Raw genomic sequence first — 19,126 nt, 5'->3', positions numbered from 1 at the left:
TTTCCGGGAAGTTACTATTCCAACTCCTCCAGTACTTTCTTCACATCCACCGCCTGTAACCTTCCATACACCTTCTCCCCAATCATCACCACCGGTGCCAACCCGCACGCTCCTACACAACGCAGGCAATCGAGTGAAAACTTCCCGTCCGGTGTAGTCTCCCCTACTTCGATACCCAGCACGCGCTTGAATTCCTCAAGCAATTTCTCCGAACCACGTACGTAGCACGCCGTTCCCATACACACCGAAATAGGATGTTTACCTTTAGGAGTCATCGTAAAGAATGTATAGAATGTTACCACACCATACACACGCGATACCGGAACATTCAGCTTTGCAGCAATCAGGCGCTGCATCTCTTCCGGCAGATAGCCGTGCAAATGCTGCGCTTCATGAAGTATATTAATTAGTTCGCCCGGCTGGTTGCCATGCTTGTCACAAATAGCACGCACTTGTTCAGCAACGTCACAGGCTAATTTAATATCTGACATAGTTTCTCCGTTTTAATAAGTTAATCAATCGCCTTATTGAAATAATGCGTATGCAGCAACCGTTCCGCAGTCTCACTCAGCGGTTTGCCCAGATATTCCTCGTACAATGTCTTGATGTACGGATTCTCATGCGACTTGCGCAAAGGCTTCTGTGCATCTTCCCGGTACAGTGCATTGGCACGTGCATACAGCACTTCCGAGTTGCCATGATGCAGCGGTTGTCCGCCACCACCGATACAGCCACCCGGGCATGCCATAATCTCAATCACATGATACTCATTCCGCCCGTGGCGAATATCTTCCAGCAGATGGCGTGCATTACCCAGACCATGGGCAATACCCACCTTCAGTTCAAAACCATCCAGATCAATCGTCGCACGGCGCACACCGGCCAGACCACGCACCTGCTCAAAGTTTACATTCTCCAATGTCCGCCCGGTATAAATCTCATAAACCGAACGCAATGCCGCTTCCATCACACCACCGGTTGTTCCGAAGATGACACCGGCACCCGTTGAAGCTCCCATCGGATGATCAAATTCCTTATCCGTCAGTAGCGTAAAACCTATGTTAGCACGTCTGATAAGTCGTGCCAGCTCACGGGTGGAAATAGAATAATCCACGTCCGGACTGCCATCTGTCTTAAACTCATTGCGGTCGCACTCATACTTCTTCGCCAGACAAGGCATAATAGATACCACTACCAGCTTTTCACGCGGAATACCCATCTTCTCCGCCCAGAATGTTTTGGCAATGCTACCGAACATCTGCTGCGGCGAGCGTGCCGTAGAAGGAATATCAAGCATATCGGGGAAATGATGTTCAAAGAAATTCACCCATGCCGGACAACAGGAAGTCAGGATAGGCAGGCGAACAGATTTATCCCCATTCATATAACGTGTCAGGCGGTTCAATATCTCGGCACCTTCTTCCATGATGGTAAGGTCTGCTGCAAAGTCTGTATCAAATACATAATCAAAACCCAATTCACGAAGGGCGTACACCATCTTTCCCGTTACTAACGTCCCGGCAGGCAGTCCGAACTCTTCTCCCAGAGCCGCACGAACAGCCGGAGCTGTCTGTACAATAACTACCTTATCCGGATTTTCCAGATCCAGCAACAGGCGGTTAGTATGATCGCGTTCCGTCAATGCCCCTACCGGACAAACAGCTACACATTGTCCGCAATAAGTACATTCACTGTCACTCATCATCTTATCGAAAGCCGGAGCAATCGTAGTATTGAAACCACGGCGAATGGCTCCCAAGGCGCCTACTGTCTGTACTTCATTGCATACACTCTCGCAACGGCGGCAGAATATACACTTATCCATATTCCGCACAATGGACGAAGTGACTTCACGCTTACGAGGCGAAAGCTCCCCACCATTATAAGGCATCCGCCGGATATTGAAACGCAGCGCCAAAGTCTGCAACTCACAGTCGCCGCACTTCGGACAGGTAAGACAATCATTCGGATGATCCGAAAGTATCAGTTCAGCTACCACCTTGCGGGCATTCATCACACGCAGGGTACTGGTACGTACTACCATTCCTTCTGTACAACGGGTAGCGCAGGCGGGAGCCGGATTACGACGTCCTTCCACCTCCACGACACAGATGCGGCACGAGGCCGGATTATTCTTAACGCAAGTGCCCTTCAAATCAATATGACAAAGGGTGGGTATATCTATACCGATTTTCCGTGCGGCTTCCAGGATAGTCGAACCTTCGGGCACGGTAATATAATGGCGGTCTATTTGCAGGGTTATTTGTTTTTCTTCCATTTTCTTTCAGTTTAGTTCCCTTAAACTACATTGATTGCTTTGAATTTACAGCGTGCCATGCACATGCCGCACTTAATGCACTTGTCCGGATTGATGACATGCGGTTTGCGCACATCACCCAGAATGGCATCCGCCGGACAATGTTTAAAGCAAAGATGGCAACCAATGCACAATTCCGGATTAATAGTATAAGTCAGTAATGATTTGCACTGCTTCGCCCGGCAAGTTTTATCCCTCACATGCTCCACGTATTCATCATAAAAGTTATTGAGCGTAGACAGTACCGGATTGGGTGAAGTCTGTCCCAGCCCGCACAAGGCGGTATCCTTTATCACCTTTCCCAATGTAGAGAGTGCATCCAGATCTTTCATCGTGCCCCGTCCTTCGGTTATCTTGTTCAGCAGTTCCAGCAGACGCTTGTTACCAATACGGCAGGGCGTACATTTTCCGCATGATTCTTCCACCGTAAAATCAAGATAGAAGCGTGACACAGAAACCATACAATCATCTTCATCCATTACAATCATACCACCGGAGCCCATCATCGAGCCTTCCGCCAGCAAGTTGTCAAAGTCAATCGGTGTATCCAGGTGCTTTTCTGTCAGGCATCCCCCCGAAGGTCCACCCGTCTGCACCGCCTTGAATTTCTTTCCTCCCTTAATGCCACCGCCAATTTCATAAATCACCTCACGCAGTGTCGTACCCATTGGCACTTCTATCAAGCCGACGTTATTAATCTTACCGGCCAAGGCAAATACTTTTGTCCCTTTCGAACGTTCCGTACCGATAGACGCGAACCATTCCGCACCTTTCGTCAGAATGATAGGAATATTGGCAAGCGTCTCCACATTGTTCACATTGGTCGGCTTGCCCAGATAACCGGCTTCGGCAGGGAAAGGAGGTTTCAAAGTAGGTTCACCGCGCTTTCCTTCCATAGAGTGGATCAGGGCAGTTTCCTCACCGCATACGAATGCTCCCGCACCGTAACGTATCTCAATATCAAAACTGAAATCCGTACCGAATATATTCTTTCCCAGCAGCCCGTATTCACGTGCCTGGGCAATAGCTATTTTCAATCTTTGTATGGCCAACGGATATTCTGCCCGGATATATACCAATCCTTTCGGAGAACCAATGGAATAACCGCAAACTGCCATTGCCTCAACAATGGAGTGCGGATCACCTTCCATGATGGAGCGGTCCATAAAGGCACCGGGGTCTCCTTCATCGGCATTACACACCACATATTTCATATCAGCCTGTTGCTTATGGGCAAACTCCCACTTCTTCCCTGTGGGGAAACCGCCGCCGCCGCGTCCGCGAAGTCCGGAACGTTTTATCACGTCAATCACTTCCTCCGGCTTCTTATGGAGCAGACTATCTGCCAACGCCATATAGCCATCCAGTGCAATATATTCCTCAATGTTTTCGGGATCGATGAAACCACAGTTACGCAAAGCGATGCGCATCTGCTTCCGATAGAAATCCATGTGCTTGGAGTCACTGACGGTCTTCTCCGTCTTCGGATCGATGTAGAGCAGCCGTTCTATCTTTCGTCCCCCGATAATATGCTCTCTGACTATCTCGTCGGCATCATCAGGAACCACCTGGGTATAGAAAGTGTTATCAGGGATAATCTTTACGATAGGTCCCTTTTCACAAAAGCCGAAACAGCCGGTAGTGATAAAGTCCACCTTGTCGGCAATATTATTTCTCTCGAGTGCTTGCTGAAGACGTTCAGCAATAATGTGGCTGTCGGATGCCTTGCAACCTGTACCACCACAAATCAGAATTTGCAGATGCTCGGTTCCCAATGCCAACCCACAGCATTGCGTCGCAACCGTCTCATTGCTTTCTTCGCGTAACAAGAGCGTGCCTTCTGCCCTTTTCTTGATAATTTTCAGATCATGGATAGTTAGTACTTTCATTTTGTAATAGATTTGGGGTCGGGAACAAAGATACAAAAAGACTTGAGATTACAAAAGGAAAGCAACAAAGATTACAGGAGGGAAAATACAAGCCTATAGATTACAATATGACATAATTCACAGATAACAATATATAAGTATTCACGAAAAGGATATTCACTATTTATAGGTATTGTCCCATCTCCTCATTTGGTGGTAAAGGAACTTTGAAAGCCGTAGAAAACGTAAATACTGTCATCTCTCCGGCCCTCATCGGCTGGTCGGCATTGGAACAACGTGCCATTGACAAGAAGATGCTGGAACTGGACGGTACTCCTACTAAATCAAAATTGGGTGCCAATGCCATTCTGGGCGTTTCTCTGGCTGTAGCCAAGGCTGCTGCAAATTACCTCGACATACCTTTATACAGATATATTGGTGGAGTAAATACTTACGTTATGCCTGTCCCCATGATGAATATCATCAACGGTGGTTCACATAGCGATGCTCCCATTGCTTTTCAGGAATTCATGATCCGCCCTGTAGGTGCACCTTCTTTCCGTGAAGGCCTGCGCATGGGTACTGAAGTATTCCACGCCTTGAAGAAAGTATTACACGACCGCGGCCTGAGCACTGCCGTAGGAGATGAAGGAGGTTTTGCCCCTGCATTGGACGGTACTGAAGATGCACTGGATTCCATCATGGCAGCTATCAAAGCAGCAGGCTACGAACCGGGTAAAGATGTAAAAATCGGTATGGACTGTGCATCCTCTGAATTCTATAAGAATGGAGTGTACGACTACACTATCTTCGAAGGTGAAAAAGGTAAGAAGCGTACTGCAGATGAGCAGATTGATTACATGGAATATTTGATTAATAAATACCCGATTGACTCTATTGAGGACGGAATGAGCGAAAACGACTGGGACGGCTGGAAGAAGCTGACCGAACGTATCGGCGATCGTTGCCAGCTGGTAGGAGACGACTTGTTTGTAACAAACGTAGAGTTCCTTGCCAAAGGCATTGCTATGGGCTGTGCCAATTCTATCCTCATTAAAGTCAACCAGATCGGCTCGCTCAGCGAAACGCTGGATGCTATCGAAATGGCTCACCGTCACGGCTATACCACGGTTACTTCCCACCGCTCCGGTGAAACGGAAGACGCCACTATTGCCGACATCGCTGTAGCAACCAACAGCGGGCAGATCAAGACCGGTTCGTTAAGCCGCTCCGATCGCATGGCTAAGTACAACCAACTGTTGCGCATCGAAGAAGAACTAAACGGACTTCCAGTATATGGCTACAAAAGAATAAAATAATGCTTTGTAATGAATAAGTCATAAAAGCAAATGAAGAATGTGGATTGATATTCCCAATCCCGTCATCAAGCTATACTTATTAAGGCTATTCCGATGGGCTTTAAGGTGAAATTTTACAGCATAAAAATCACATTGATAAACTTCTACCCACACCCAGTACCACTGGTGAGATTTTGGAGATTTAAAAGTATAAAGTAATTTATATTTTAGAAAAGTAGTTATCGGATTGACTTCTGGATATACATCAACACGAAGGCGTTTCAGTTCTTCTGTAGGAACTTTGACAAATCCGTTACCAGACATCAATTTTTCTTTTTCTTCTTTAGAAAAAGTTCCTGATATCTCATTCAGATTTACAACATTCTTCTTTAAGATTTTGCTGTTTTTATATTCCTTTTCAAGTTCCCCATAATGTCTTATTCTTTATCTTACTACGAAGGTACAAACTCTTCATTAATAAACAATCTTTTTCTATTTTTCTTTTCTATAGATCATTATACTTAACTTCTATTACATCAAAAACATAATAAAAAAGGTGCTTGCGTAGGCACCTTTTTTATTGCGTATACTTATTTCTGAACCTCTCCTTTTTCATTGAAAAGAACAGGGTTCTCTGTACCGGCTACATCCACCAATGTTACCTTGTAAGTCTTAGTTCCATCCTCAGCAACTTCAACAGCTGCTTCTTTGATAGTTGCTTCCGAGTAATTTTCTTTAATGGCATCCTGAACTGCCTGTGGGAGTTCCTTCACATCAATCGGTTTAAACTCGTTGATCATCGTTGCGATTTCAACATCTGATACCATGTTGTCAGCAAATGCTACTGAAGTACCCAATCCCATTACCAATGCTACTGCTAAAAATAACTTTTTCATAATTCAAATTGTTTAAGTTAAACATTTATTGTTTGCTCTCACATAATATAATACAAGACGCATGCCAAAGCTGTTACTTAAGTCATATTTAGCTATATATCAGCCATTTGAACAAACAATATATAAAAGTATTTTCCTATTTTGAGTATTTTTTCCACAATTATGTGGAAATCTGTCCACAAACAAAAAAGCCACGATCCGAATGGATAGCGACTCTTCTTTCTATATCCTCACCATACCGTTCAAAAAAAACGGGAGCTTTTTTAATAGACTATGAGAGCAGGAAATTATTATCAAAACTATCGGGAGGTAAAACTCCTGGTAGTTCATTACCTCTTTATCTCTTATTTATCTCCTTAATCACTTATTCAACAACTTTTTAGCTCCATTCTTTGTTTAGATGAGATAAAAACTTTAATCCATAATCCATGAAAGTACATGAATACCAAGCAAAGGAAATTTTCTCCCAATATGAAATTCCGGTAGAACGGCATGTGTTATGTAATACACCCGATGAAGCAGTCAAAGCTTTCCGGCAATTAAGCACGGACCGAGTAGCTATCAAGGCTCAGGTACTGACTGGAGGACGTGGAAAGGCCGGAGGCGTAAAGTTGGCAAACAGTGAGGAACTAGTAAGACAACATGCTCAGGAAATCCTGAATATGACCATCAAGGGATTTCCCGTTACCCGGATTTTAGTCAGTGAAGCTGTGGAAATTGCAGCTGAATATTACGTCAGCTTTACCATTGACCGCAATGCACGTTCAGTTGTACTTATCATAAGTGCGGCAGGAGGAATGGATATTGAAGAAGTAGCCCGGAAAACACCGGAAAAAATCACCCGTTATCTTATCGATCCACTGATTGGACTCCCCAAATATCTGGCACAACGTTTTGCCTTCGCACTTTTTGAACAACCGGAGCAGGCTAAGCGCATGACCTCCATCCTGCAGGATCTCTATAAAGCCTTTATGGAAAGTGATGCTTCACTGGCAGAAATCAATCCGTTAGTATTGACACCCCAAGGTATACTTCTGGCTATCGATGCCAAAATGGTATTCGATGATGCAAAAGGACTCAGCTATGTACGCATGGATGGAAATATAGGTTGCATGGTAAACGGAGCCGGACTGGCAATGACTACAATGGATATGATTAAGCTTTACGGCGGTTCACCGGCCAACTTTCTGGATATCGGCGGCAGTTCAAACCCTGTAAAGGTTATTGAAGCCATGAAGTTATTACTGAATGACTCGAAAGTAAAAGCCGTTTTCATCAATATATTCGGCGGAATCACCCGTTGTGACGATGTAGCGATAGGATTAATACAGGCTTTTGATCAGCTGCAAACGGAAATACCCGTCATCGTAAGACTGACGGGAACCAATGAGAATATCGGCAGAAAACTATTAAAAGACAGTAACCGTTTTCAGGTAGCGGAAACCATGAATGAAGCTACCCTAATGGCAGTAAAATCAGTGAAAGGAGAAATATTATGAGCATACTCATCAATAAATCGACCCGCTTGTTGGTACAAGGTATTACGGGCAGGGACGGACATTTTCATGCTGCTAAAATGAAAGAATACGGCACACATGTAGTAGGCGGCACCTCTCCGGGTAAAGGAGGCAGTACTGTAGACGGACTTCCTGTATTCAACACCATGTACGAAGCTGTAGAGAAAACGCAGGCCAATGCTTCCATTATATTCGTCCCCGCCAACCATGCGGCAGATGCCATCATGGAAGCTGCAGATGCCGGAATCAAACTGATTATTTGTATCTCCGAAGGCATCCCTACTCTGGACGTGATCAAGGCTTACCGCTTCACCCAACTAAAGGGAGCAATGCTGATCGGTCCCAATTGCCCCGGTTTAATTTCACCGGAGAAAAGTCTGGCGGGTATTCTTCCCGGCAATGTTTTCAAAAAAGGAAATATCGGAGTGATCAGCCGTAGCGGAACTTTAACTTATGAGATCGTTTACCATCTCACTGTCAATGGCATGGGACAGTCCACTGCTATTGGTATGGGAGGTGATCCCGTGGTAGGTCTGTATTTTCGTGAACTGCTGGAAATGTTCCAGAATGATAAGAATACGGAAGCTATCGTCATGATCGGTGAGATTGGTGGCAATGCAGAAGAACTGGCGGCAGAGTATATACAGAAGCATGTGACAAAACCTGTTGTCGCTTTTATTGCCGGGCAATCAGCGCCTCCGGGAAAGCAAATGGGACATGCAGGAGCAATCATTTCCGGTAATTCCGGTTCTGCCGAAGAGAAAATTGCAGCACTCACGGCAGCAGGTATACGAGTGGCAAAAGAACCGGCAGAAGTTCCCATCTTATTAAAAGATTCACTTCCAAACAAATAACATAAACCTGTTGGCGAAATTTATTCATTTCTGTACAAAAATGAATAAATCTATGTTTTTTGTGTGTAATTTTTACCTCTTTTCTTTCTTGTCTTGTCACTTTCCCCACCCTCCCTCAGATACCTTCTGGATGGGGGTACAATGAGTCAGGGACTGAAAGGTATTCAGTCAGTGAGTGAAAGGCATTCAGTCCCTGACTGAATCAGATTCACTCAACGAGTCGGAGGAGTAGCTGAAGGGAAGGAAGATATTTACGAGTTTTTTGTAACTATAATTACCAACTGATGAAATATACAATGAATCATTATCTAACTCATATCGGAAAAGTAATGAATAAAAAAAGAGTGATAATGTGGTAAGGTGATAGGGTGATAAAGTGGCTGCGCTATATATCAAAGAGGCTTATCCCGCTATCACTTTATCACCCTACCACCTTATCACATTTTGTTCATATCCCGAAAGAAAGAAATTAATTCCGCCAACGGGTAACATAACTACATTTTAAATCAACTCATAACTGGCGCTCTGGATAGGCATATCCAGATTATGCAATACCTTTTCAAGCAGAATTCCCTCCCGGTTATCGTACTCATAGCCAAAAGTGGCACGGATACCCTGAAGGATAAATTGCGTGGCACGGTCCAAGGCAATAGGAAGGCTGTCACCTTGCAATAAGGCTCCGGTGATGACGCTCGTAAAGGTATCCCCCGTTCCCGGATAGTGAGCAGGCAGATAGGGACAGGTTATTTTCCAATAACGATCTCCTACCCGATTGTAGGCATATACCGAAGTCTTGTGACTTTCTCCATGGACAGGGACGCTTGTAATAATAACTACCTGAGGTCCGGCATCGGACAAAAGCCGAAGATAGGATTTCAGTTCTTCATCCGTATTATCCGCTTTATAAGGTTTATCCATCAGATAAAAAAGTTCGGTCAGATTCGGGGTTATCACATCGGCTTTTGCTGCCAGATGACGCATCTCCCGGATCATCGATTCATCAAAGTTTGTGTATAGCCGTCCGTTATCTCCCAATACGGGGTCAACTACCACCAAGCTGTCCGGCTGGCGGAAGTCATCAATAAAATCCGAAACAATCTGTACCTGACGCGGAGCTCCGAGATATCCTGTATAGAAAGCATCAAACTGTACATCCAGCTTTTTCCATTCGGCAATAATTCTAGGCATTTCATCCGTCAGGTCAAGAATAGAGAACTCCGGATATTGCGTATGACTGGAGAGCACAGCCGTAGGTAAAGGGCAAACCTGAAAGCCCATGGAAGACAAAATCGGAATTACAACTGTAAGGGATACACGCCCAAAACCAGACAGGTCATGAACGGCAGCTATTCTCTTTACTTTATTTGTATACATTTTGGTTACTACATTTTTCTTTCACATAAAAAACTCCCCGCAAAGATAATCTTACGGGGAGTAAACAACAAGCCAAAAGAGAAAATGTTTGATTCAATTAAAGTTTAGGAATTAAGCTAATGCAAGTATCAGTATTTGTGCAGTAAGCACACGTAAAAACATGGTAAGCGGATAAACAGTGGCATATCCCACCGCAGGAGCATCACACGAAGTCAGATCATTGGAATACGCCAACGCGGGCGGATTCGTGGTTGAGCCACCCAATACTCCGATCAACGTATAATAGTTCAATTTAAAGACATATCGTCCGACAAGCCCGGCTATCAGCAAAGGAACAATAGTTATGATAACACCATAACCTACCCAGACATAGCCACCGTCATAAATCACCGTTTCCACAAATCCTTTACCGGCACCCAATCCCACACAAGCCAGGAAAAGGGAAATTCCTATCTCACGCAGCATCAGATTGGCACTCATGGTAGTATAAGTAATCATTTTGTACTGAGGGCCGAAGCGACTGATCAGAATGGAAACAATAAGAGGTCCACCCGCCAATCCTAACTTTACCGGCTGGGGAATACCCGGAAATACGAAAGGCGTACTACCCAGGATACATCCTAACGCTATCCCCAGGAATATAGGTATCAGATTAGGATGATCCAAGCGTTTCATTGAATTTCCCAATACTTTTTCCGCATGACTGACCGCCAGCTCGCTACCAACAATAGTAACACGGTCGCCCATCTGTAATTGTAATTGCGGAGCAGCAACCAAGTCCACTCCCGAACGATTCACACGGGTAATACTGGCTCCGAAATTATTACGTATCTTCAATTGGGAAAGCATCTTTCCATTCAGTTCAGGTTTCGTTATCAAGATACGACGGGAAATCAGTTTCTTATCCAATTGCTCCCATTGCATATCAATCTGCTTACCGAAGAAGACGCTAATAGCTTCAATATCTTTAGGGGTAGAGATAACCAAAATTTTATCATTCAGATGCAATACCGTATCTGAATTAGCCAATTCCGTTTCTTGCCCGTCATGATACCGTACACGCGAAATCACAAAATCACGGTTCATCAGCGGACGTATATCTTTTATCTTTTTCCCGTCGATAGCTTCATTACGGATTTCAAACGAAATAGGACGCACAGTGAGTTCCTGTATGTGTCCGAGTCCACGTTCAGCTTCCGCCTCTTCTGTCTTGGTATTGATACGCAAAATATATTTCAAGGCTATCAATGACAAGATAATACCGACTACACCCAGCGGATAAGCAACCGCATATCCCAATGCTATCTCAGGGGCATCTATTCCGTTCAAATCACTGTTTGCCTGCTGGGCAGCTCCAAGTCCCGGAGTATTTGTTACCGCACCGGAAAGGATACCGACCATAGTAGTGATAGGCGTACCCGTGACAAAATGTAATATAATCGTGATGACTACTCCCAGAAAAACGACCAGCATAGCCAACAGATTCAAGGTAAGTCCGCCTTTTTTGAAAGCAGAAAAGAAACCGGGTCCCACTTGCAACCCTATGGAGTAAACAAACAAGATCAGACCGAACTCTTTCATAAAATGAAGCAAGTGTTCATTCAGAGTCATATCAAAATGCCCGAATACAATACCCACAAAAAGTATCCATGTGATACCTAATGAAACTCCCGCCACTTTGATTTTAGCCAGCATGATGCCAAATGCTATCACAAGTGAAAGGATCAGTACGGAATGAGCCACTCCTCCACCCCAAAGATCAGGGTATCCTTCAAAAAGGTTCTTCAATAGTTCCATAACTTAAAGCATATATAATTTTATCTTCATATAATCCGTTTAAAGTCTCCCCGGAGAAATCACTTCTACGGGGAGACGCACACATTGAAACATAACTAAATCATAGTGGCATATTGCCGTGCTTTTTAGGTGGGTTGCTCTGACTCTTGTTATGCGTCATTTCTAACGCCTGAATCAGCTTATACCGGGTATCACGAGGCATGATAATCTCATCAATAAAACCACGCTCGGCAGCCCGATACGGATTAGAAAACTTAAATTCATATTCCTGGATCAGACCGGATTTTTCTTCCGGTGTAACATTTCTATATAATATATTCACAGCACCTTCGGCTCCCATCACAGCTATTTCAGCCTGCGGATAGGCCAGATTGATGTCTGCCCCTGTCTGTTTGCTGGACATCACAATGTACGCACCGCCATAAGCCTTACGGGTTATCAGGGTAATTTTAGGGACAGTAGCTTCTGCATAAGCATAGACGATTTTTGCCCCGTGACGAATGATGCCATTATGCTCCTGCGTCACGCCAGGCAGGAAGCCCGGTACATCTTCGAAGGTAATCAACGGAATGTTGAAGCAGTCGCAAAAACGGATGAAACGTGCAGCCTTATCGGAAGCGTCTATATCCAGCACACCAGCCAGATAAGCCGGCTGGTTGGCTACAACTCCTACCGAACGACCATTCAGACGGGCGAAGCCAACCACAATATTCTTTGCAAAATGGGGCATCACTTCAAAGAAATATTGGTTATCCATAACCGGCTCTATTATATCCTTAATGTCATAAGGAATGTTCGGGTCTTCCGGAATCACAGTTTGAAGCTCTTCTGCCTGACGTCTGGCATCATCCGTACAAGGAATAAGCGGAGCATCCTCCATATTATTGGAAGGCAGGAAGCTGAGCAATTCGCGTATGGCCAGCATGGTTTCTTCTTCAGTGTTACACATGAAGTGAGTAACGCCACTCTTACTGCTATGTGCATAGGCTCCACCCAACTCTTCCTTGTCCACTTCTTCATGCGTAACCGTTTTCACTACATCCGGCCCTGTGATGAACATATGGCTTTTCTCTTTCACCATAAAAATAAAATCCGTCAATGCAGGTGAATAACAGGCACCGCCGGCACATGGGCCCAGAATAGCTGAGATTTGAGGAATCACCCCGGAAGCAATCGTATTCTGATAGAAAATAGAAGCATATCCTGACAAACTGCCGACACCTTCCTGAATACGGGCACCTCCCGAATCATTCAGAGCAATAACCGGAGCGCCATTTTTGAGTGCCAGTTGCTGTACTTTCACTATTTTCGCCGCATTAGTCTCACTCAAAGAACCGCCATGCACCGTAAAGTCATAGGCGTACACAAATACCGGACGACCGTCAATCTTGCCATAACCGGTCACCATGCCATCACCCGGAATCTGTTTTTTCTCCATTCCGAAATTGGTGCAACGGTGATTTACAAACTTGTCCAACTCATTGAATGTCCCTTTATCCAGCAAGGCTTCTATGCGTTCGCGTGCGGTCATCCGCCCGGCAGCATGTTGTTTTTCTATCTTATCAATGCCTCCACCCTGCGAGGCACGCTTATTAAGTTCTTCAAACTGATTATATATTTCTGTCCTTTCCATACTTATTCTTCATTTATAATATCCAATGTCATTAAAATCTGGTTACTGCTCACTGAATCACCTTCCGCCACCAAGATTTCTCTCACTACACAGTCCGAATTGACCTTATAGTTGCTTTGCATTTTCATAGCTTCAAGCACCACTACAATATTTCCCGCCGACAAACGGTCACCTTTCTGTACAGGAATCTTCATAACTTTACCCGGCATCGGAGCAATAATCTTATCGTCCTGTCTCTCTTCTCCTCCTTTTCGCATACGCAAGTATTTCACCTGGGTATCTGCTATATCCACATGATAAGAGCGATAGAACAAATTCACATCATAGCTTTTTCCTCCTTCACCGCGGATGACTTCCGTATTGTAAGAATTTCCGTCGTGTAAGATGGAGCAGCTGCCGTTTTCTGCCATGGCAATATCCACATCGTAGATTCTTCCATCAACATTCAACCGGACTTTATTATCTTCTTTACTGACCAACGTCACGTCGGCAACGCGGTTTCCAATATGTATTTCCATTAACTACTTCCTCCCTCTTTAAATACGTAAAACTCCTTTTTGCAAACCGAACTCACGCCAGCGACTGATAGGACGACCATCAGACGATTGCGTGGAAGAATTCTCTTCCAGGTTCATCAGGTAATCTATATAAGCGGCAATCATGGCAATATTCTCAATTTCTTCATTATTACTGTTAGGACGCTGCAACATACGCGTGTTTTTCTCGATAAACAGCGTGTTGTATTCTCCCTTTACGAAATCGGGGTTGTGCATGATACGCTTCAGATAAGTAAGATTGGTCTTCAATCCGGTAATTTTATACTCATACAGCACACGGCGCATACGCTCAATGGCATACTGCCGATTGGTGGCCCATACGATCAGTTTTCCGATCATGGGATCATAATAGATAGGAATCTCATACCCTTCGTAAACATAGCTATCGATTCGGACACCGATACCGTTCGGTTCAGCCAATAACTTAATGATTCCCGGAGACGGCATGAAATTATTCTCTGTATCTTCCGCACAGATACGACATTCGATAGCATGTCCCCGCTGAAACAAATCTTCCTGTTTAAGATGCAACGGATAACCGGCTGCAATCATGATCTGTTCTTTCACTAAGTCCACACCCACCACTTCTTCGGTAATGGGATGTTCCACTTGCAAACGGGTGTTCATTTCCAGGAAATAGAAATGACGGTGCTTATCCACCAGAAATTCGATAGTACCTGCACCCGAATAGTTCACTGCTTTGGCGGCAGCCACAGCCTTCTCTCCCATCTCTCTGCGTAATTCCGGAGTGAGGAAGGGAGATGGACTTTCCTCCACAATTTTTTGATTTCTACGCTGAACAGAACATTCGCGATCGAATAAATGAATCACATTGCCATGATTATCACCCAATACCTGAAATTCAATATGATGGGGTTCCTCCACAAATTTCTCCAGATATACCGTATCGTCACCAAAAGCAGACATAGACTCCGAGCGGGCGGTATTGTAAGCCTCAACCACTTCATCCTCACTATGTATCAGTCGCATACCTTTTCCACCACCACCCATAGAGGCTTTCAGCATCACGGGATAGCCGATCTTATTACATATCATCACAGCCTCCCCGGCACTCTGCAAGGGTTGTTCCGTACCGGGAACTACCGGTACTCCGGCTGCAATCATGTGTTTACGGGCTGAGATTTTATCACCCATCGCTTCCATTGTTTCGGCAGAAGGCCCGATAAAAATAATGCCTTCTTCTTTGCAACGACGGGCAAAGTCGGCATTTTCAGATAAGAAACCATATCCGGGATGGATGGCATCCGCTTCATGCTGCCGGGCAGCACGAATTATATTCTCTATATTCAAATAACTGTCTCTGGAAGCTGCCGGACCTATCAAACAGGCTTCATCGGCATACATGACGTGTTTTGCTGCACGATCCGCTTCCGAATAGACAGCTACTGTACGTATTCCCATCTCTTTGCAGGAACGCATTACACGTACAGCAATCTCGCCTCTATTGGCAATCAATACTTTTTTAATCATTGTTCTTCTTGTTTATCGCAAAGGGGTGCATCACATACATCCATAACAATACCCTCTTTGACTGCCGTCAGACAGTCATGACATAAACAGCCCGGATAATTCTTTTGCAAATAAGCACGTTGCTGCTCATTCAGTCGTACCGTAGCGCAATGGCATGACAAAATCCGATCGTGCATACACTCAAAGGTTGCACCACAACGCGGACATACCTTTTTCATAGGCATCCCTTTCGCATTAATTAAATTAAAACAATTATACGTTCGTACTGTTCCCCTAATCCCACGAGTAGCAACAGACTTTAACGAATGGCAGGTCTTCTGACTGACTCCCTCTCTGATTCCTTCCCGGCCTCCAATTCACAGCCAGTGGCTAAAGTATTTATCAAGAAAGTTATGGAGCTTCACAGCAGCGGGACTGTCCGGGATTTACACCCGATTCCCTTTTAATCCAAATGAAAGAAATGTTCATCCGAAACCAATTCGGGGCAAAGATAGTGGAAATTATCATTGGAGATGCTTTTTAAAACAAAAAATATAAGCAGGGAATATTTTTTTCTATCATCCGTTGGATTATAGATTTTATTTCTAACTTTGTCAGCGATAACGGTTTCCAAATCACCGCAAGCGTGAAACGGAATTAAAAGGGAATCCTGTGAAAATCAGGGACTATCCCCGTAGCTGTAAGTTTCATCTCCCTACCATGTGGAGAAAAGATTGTGGCATTCTTTAGCCACTGGTCCTGCAAAGACCGGGAAGGCGCCACAACGGAAACAAGTCAGAAGACCTGCCGATATCTGTAATCATTCAGGCTTTCGGGTGAAAAGCAATAGAGTGTATCCTCCAAGATTCATTTTATTACTTACTCTCCTTATTTTGCCGTTTGATTTAGTATAGCTAACTAAACAAGGAATATTTATTTGTTAAATCTTAAATTACAGGTATGATCAATTCGGAGACTTTCATCGTCAAAAGAGATGGGAAAAAAGAAGCGTTTTCACTTGATAAGATCAAGAACGCAATTAGTAAAGCATTTTTATCTGTCGGCAGTTTTGCCACACAAGATGTGATCACCAACATACTCAGCCGCGTGAACATCAGTGATGGAACCAGTGTAGAAGATATACAGAACCAAGTAGAAGTGGCACTGATGGCTGAACACTATTACAGTGTAGCAAAAGCGTTCATGCTATACAGACAGAAACATCTGGAAGACCGGGAAGTACGTGACAAGCTCCGTTTTCTAATGGATTACTGCGATGCCTCCAACCCTGCCACCGGTAGCAAGTATGACGCTAACGCCAATGTGGAAAATAAAAATATAGCCACACTGATAGGCGAACTCCCCAAATCGAACTTCATCCGTCTGAACCGCCGTTTGCTGACTGACCGCCTGAAGGACATGTACGGCAAGGAACTTTCAGACCGCTACATCGAATTGCTGAACCAACACTTCATATACAAGAATGATGAAACCAATCTTGCCAATTATTGCGCAAGCATCACCATGTATCCGTGGCTGATCAGCGGAACCGCATCCGTAGGCGGTAACTCCACGGCACCCACCAATCTGAAGTCTTTCTGCGGAGGATTCATCAATATGGTATTTATCGTATCGAGTATGCTCAGCGGCGCCTGCGCCACACCGGAATTTCTGATGTATATGAATTATTTCATAGAAAAAGAATACGGAGAAGATTACTATAAACATCCGGAACAACTTGCCGACCTTTCCTCCAAACAAAGAACCATAGATAAAATAATCACCGATTGTTTTGAACAGATCGTATATTCCATCAATCAACCTACGGGGGCACGGAATTTTCAGGCAGTATTCTGGAATGTGGCTTACTATGATCAATATTATTTCAACAGCCTTTTCGAGCATTTTGTCTTCCCGGACGGAAACGCTCCCCATTGGGAATCATTGAGCTGGTTGCAAAAGCGCTTCATGAAGTGGTTCAATAAGGAACGTACCAAAGCCATTCTTACCTTCCCCGTAGAAACAATGGCTTTGCTGACCAAAGACGGAGATGTATTGGATAAGGAATACGGTGACTTCACGGCCGAAATGTATGCGGAAGGGCACTCTTTCTTTACATATATGAGTGATAATGCCGACTCGTTAAGTAGCTGTTGCCGCTTGCGTAATGAAATACAGGATAACGGATTTAGTTACACCCTGGGAGCAGGCGGCGTATCTACCGGATCAAAAAGCGTGTTGACTATCAACCTGAACCGTTGCATCCAGCATGCAGTGAAATCCGGATTGCTTTATCATTTCTTCCTTGAAGAGGTAGTAGATCTGGTACACAAAGTACAACTGGCCTATAACGAAAACCTAAAGCATCTGCAAAGCAAAGGAATGTTGCCTTTATTCGATGCCGGATACATCAATATGGGACGCCAATATCTGACAATCGGTGTAAACGGGCTGGTGGAAGCCGCTCAATTCATGGGAATTGAAATCAACGATAATCCTAAATATGAAGCTTTTGTGCAGGAGATTCTGGGAATAGTTGAAAAATACAATAAGAAATATCGAACGAAAGATATACTCTTTAACTGCGAAATGATACCGGCTGAAAATGTAGGTGTGAAACATGCCAAATGGGACAAAGAAGCCGGTTTCCAGACATTCCGCGAGTGCTATAACAGCTATTTCTACATTGTAGAGGATGAGTCGCTGAACGTCATTGATAAGTTCCGTATGCATGGACACAGGTATATAGAGCATCTGACGGGTGGTTCGGCACTCCATATGAATTTGGAAGAACATCTAAGCAAAGAGCAATACAGACAATTACTTCGGGTAGCCGCCACTGAGGGCTGCAATTACTTTACTTTCAATATACCTAACACGGTTTGCAACGAATGCAACCACATTGACAAAAGATACTTGAAAGAGTGTCCGGAATGTCATAGCCAAAACGTGGACTATCTGACCCGCGTCATCGGCTATATGAAGCGAATCAGCAATTTCTCTCAAGCTCGGCAAAAGGAGGCTGCCCGAAGGTATTATGCTGAAGTACACTGATTACGACATTGTTTTCCAAGAGATACCGGATGAGGTGACATTGGCAATCAACCTGTCCAATTGCCCGAACAGGTGCAAAGGTTGCCACAGTCCTTATCTCCAACAAAATGTCGGAGAGCTATTGACAGAAGAAAACCTTTCCATACTTTTACAAAAGTATGGAAAGGCTGTTACGTGTGTTTGCTTTATGGGCGGAGATGCGGATCCTTATGATGTAGCATATTTCGCAGATTTCCTGCAAAGGCAACAGATCGCTCCGGTGAAAGTAGGCTGGTATTCCGGAAAACCGAAATTACCTGCAGAATTCCCCATACAGAATTTTCAATATATCAAACTCGGGCCCTATCTGGAAAATCGCGGCAACCTGAAGTCCGAACATACCAACCAGCGGCTTTATAAGATTACACAGGAAAAAATGGATGATATTACCTACCGATTCCGACAGTGAAAAACATTCTTTTGACAACAAATTCCTCAAAATATAAAAGTTA

14 protein-coding genes, 1 pseudogene and 2 riboswitches are annotated in these 19,126 nt (G+C 44.3%); of the genes and pseudogenes, 5 read left to right on the top strand and 10 right to left on the bottom strand.

The genetic code is table 11. The features are described 5' to 3' along the window. Nucleotides 1-14: 14 nt before the first annotated feature. From nuoE to nuoF, 3 genes are read right to left on the bottom strand one after another with little or no spacing between them, the layout of a single operon-like run. Nucleotides 15-491 carry an NADH-quinone oxidoreductase subunit NuoE gene (gene nuoE / locus DW182_RS12675; RefSeq protein WP_007665079.1) on the bottom strand — a complete coding sequence of 159 codons (477 nt, stop codon included), beginning with the start codon at nucleotides 489-491 and terminating at the stop codon, nucleotides 15-17. Between the two features lie 20 nt (nucleotides 492-511). Next, complete coding sequence (locus tag DW182_RS12670; RefSeq protein ID WP_118295764.1) at nucleotides 512-2,278, bottom strand: NADH-dependent [FeFe] hydrogenase, group A6; 1,767 nt, start codon at nucleotides 2,276-2,278, stop codon at nucleotides 512-514. Nucleotides 2,279-2,298: 20 nt separating this feature from the next. After that, complete coding sequence (gene nuoF, locus DW182_RS12665; protein WP_118295763.1) at nucleotides 2,299-4,206, bottom strand: NADH-quinone oxidoreductase subunit NuoF; 1,908 nt, start codon at nucleotides 4,204-4,206, stop codon at nucleotides 2,299-2,301. A 188-nt stretch (nucleotides 4,207-4,394) separates the two neighbouring features. Here nuoF and eno point away from each other — a divergent pair. Further along, a pseudogene (gene eno / locus DW182_RS12660) lies at nucleotides 4,395-5,504 on the top strand (phosphopyruvate hydratase); the annotation flags it as partial. 569 nt (nucleotides 5,505-6,073) lie between these two features. Here eno and DW182_RS12650 read toward each other — a convergent pair. Beyond that, entirely contained in the window at nucleotides 6,074-6,379 is a 306-nt protein-coding gene (locus DW182_RS12650; protein WP_117692559.1) for a hypothetical protein, read from the bottom strand. Between the two features lie 428 nt (nucleotides 6,380-6,807). Between DW182_RS12650 and DW182_RS12645 the strand changes: the two genes are divergently transcribed. Continuing rightward, nucleotides 6,808-7,878: a succinate--CoA ligase subunit beta gene (locus tag DW182_RS12645; RefSeq protein ID WP_021967333.1), complete on the top strand. Its 1,071-nt coding sequence runs from the start codon at nucleotides 6,808-6,810 to the stop codon at nucleotides 7,876-7,878. Continuing rightward, complete coding sequence (gene sucD, locus DW182_RS12640; RefSeq protein ID WP_021967332.1) at nucleotides 7,875-8,750, top strand: succinate--CoA ligase subunit alpha; 876 nt, start codon at nucleotides 7,875-7,877, stop codon at nucleotides 8,748-8,750. The genes DW182_RS12645 and sucD overlap by 4 nt, the downstream gene beginning before the upstream one ends. Before the next feature lie 501 nt (nucleotides 8,751-9,251). On the opposite strand, the gene DW182_RS12635 is transcribed toward sucD, so the two are convergent. The 6 genes from DW182_RS12635 to DW182_RS12610 all read right to left on the bottom strand — a co-directional run bounded on the left by DW182_RS12635 (nucleotide 9,252) and on the right by DW182_RS12610 (nucleotide 15,826). Continuing rightward, nucleotides 9,252-10,124, bottom strand: a complete 873-nt coding sequence (locus tag DW182_RS12635) for a pyridoxamine kinase (RefSeq protein ID WP_117692560.1) — start codon at nucleotides 10,122-10,124, stop codon at nucleotides 9,252-9,254. A gap of 111 nt (nucleotides 10,125-10,235) precedes the next feature. After that, nucleotides 10,236-11,921, bottom strand: coding sequence for a putative transporter (locus DW182_RS12630; RefSeq protein ID WP_117692562.1), 1,686 nt, complete (start codon nucleotides 11,919-11,921; stop codon nucleotides 10,236-10,238). Between the two features lie 100 nt (nucleotides 11,922-12,021). Continuing rightward, nucleotides 12,022-13,554, bottom strand: coding sequence for an acyl-CoA carboxylase subunit beta (locus DW182_RS12625; RefSeq protein WP_007216218.1), 1,533 nt, complete (start codon nucleotides 13,552-13,554; stop codon nucleotides 12,022-12,024). A 2-nt stretch (nucleotides 13,555-13,556) separates the two neighbouring features. After that, nucleotides 13,557-14,072, bottom strand: a complete 516-nt coding sequence (locus DW182_RS12620; RefSeq protein ID WP_007216217.1) for a biotin/lipoyl-containing protein — start codon at nucleotides 14,070-14,072, stop codon at nucleotides 13,557-13,559. 18 nt (nucleotides 14,073-14,090) lie between these two features. Further along, nucleotides 14,091-15,602: an acetyl-CoA carboxylase biotin carboxylase subunit gene (gene accC, locus DW182_RS12615; protein ID WP_117692564.1), complete on the bottom strand. Its 1,512-nt coding sequence runs from the start codon at nucleotides 15,600-15,602 to the stop codon at nucleotides 14,091-14,093. Then, nucleotides 15,599-15,826 (bottom strand): cysteine-rich CWC family protein, encoded by a 228-nt coding sequence (locus tag DW182_RS12610; RefSeq protein ID WP_118295762.1) that lies wholly within the window; start codon nucleotides 15,824-15,826, stop codon nucleotides 15,599-15,601. The genes accC and DW182_RS12610 overlap by 4 nt, the downstream gene beginning before the upstream one ends. Before the next feature lie 65 nt (nucleotides 15,827-15,891). After that, nucleotides 15,892-16,096, bottom strand: a riboswitch (cobalamin riboswitch). Nucleotides 16,097-16,188: 92 nt separating this feature from the next. Next, nucleotides 16,189-16,408: riboswitch (cobalamin riboswitch) on the top strand. Nucleotides 16,409-16,541: 133 nt separating this feature from the next. Between DW182_RS12610 and nrdD the strand changes: the two genes are divergently transcribed. Continuing rightward, complete coding sequence (nrdD, locus tag DW182_RS12605; protein WP_044271305.1) at nucleotides 16,542-18,635, top strand: anaerobic ribonucleoside-triphosphate reductase; 2,094 nt, start codon at nucleotides 16,542-16,544, stop codon at nucleotides 18,633-18,635. Next, nucleotides 18,619-19,083 carry an anaerobic ribonucleoside-triphosphate reductase activating protein gene (gene nrdG / locus DW182_RS12600; RefSeq protein WP_117692566.1) on the top strand — a complete coding sequence of 155 codons (465 nt, stop codon included), beginning with the start codon at nucleotides 18,619-18,621 and terminating at the stop codon, nucleotides 19,081-19,083. The genes nrdD and nrdG overlap by 17 nt, the downstream gene beginning before the upstream one ends. The last annotated feature ends 43 nt before the right edge of the window (nucleotides 19,084-19,126 follow it).

This window comes from Bacteroides sp. AM16-24 (genome assembly GCF_003471885.1).
Taxonomy (GTDB): domain Bacteria; phylum Bacteroidota; class Bacteroidia; order Bacteroidales; family Bacteroidaceae; genus Bacteroides.
This window is presented reverse-complemented; position numbering and strand designations above follow the sequence as displayed.